General features: G+C 61.7%; 2 protein-coding genes. Both read left to right on the top strand.

Features of this window, described 5'->3' with window-relative positions; all coding sequences use genetic code 11:
- A partial coding sequence (gene tssJ / locus EOA22_RS36565) for a type VI secretion system lipoprotein TssJ (RefSeq protein ID WP_127390762.1) occupies nucleotides 1-305 on the top strand: 305 nt, incomplete at its 5' end.
- 40 nt (nucleotides 306-345) lie between these two features.
- On the top strand, nucleotides 346-582 hold a 237-nt coding region (gene tssK / locus EOA22_RS36560), incomplete at its 3' end, for a type VI secretion system baseplate subunit TssK (protein WP_164756333.1).

The following is a 582-nucleotide window of genomic DNA, read 5'->3' as shown; positions in this document are numbered from 1 at the left end:
CGGTAACGATCCTGGTGATGCGGCTGAAAAGCACCGGCAAATTCAATTCCGCCGACTATTTCGCGCTGCAGGGGGATGCCGGCACGGCGCTGGCGGGCGATCTCATCGGATCCGACCAGATTTCCGTCGGGCCGGGAAAATCCGCATCCAAAACCATCACGGTCGAGCCGGACGCGACGGCGCTGGGCTTTGTTGCTCTGATCCGCGAGCCCGGCGGCCGGAACTGGCGGACAACCAAGTCGGTGTCGTCGGGATCGAAATTCACGATCAACGTCACGCTTGGCAGCGGCGGCATTTCCGCCTAGCGGCAAAGGGCAAGGGGAGCTCGATACAGAGAGTAGCGGCATGAGCAATGCAAACAGGGTGCTATGGTCCGAAGGGCTTTTCCTGCGGACCCAGCATTTCCAGCAGCAGGATCGCTTTTTCGAGGCGACGGTGCGCGGCGCGTTGCAGGCCGGGCAATTGCATACGTTCGGTTTCCAACAGCTGACGCTGGACCAGGCGTTGCTGGAAGCCGGCCAGATCTCGATTCTGTCCGCGCGGGGCATCTTTCCGGATGGGACGCCTTTTTCCATCCCGGAC

The sequence above is a fragment of the Mesorhizobium sp. M7A.F.Ca.US.014.04.1.1 genome, from assembly GCF_003998745.1.
Lineage (GTDB): Bacteria > Pseudomonadota > Alphaproteobacteria > Rhizobiales > Rhizobiaceae > Mesorhizobium > Mesorhizobium ciceri.
Note: the sequence above shows the minus strand (reverse complement) of the source record. Positions and strands in the feature narration are given on the sequence as shown.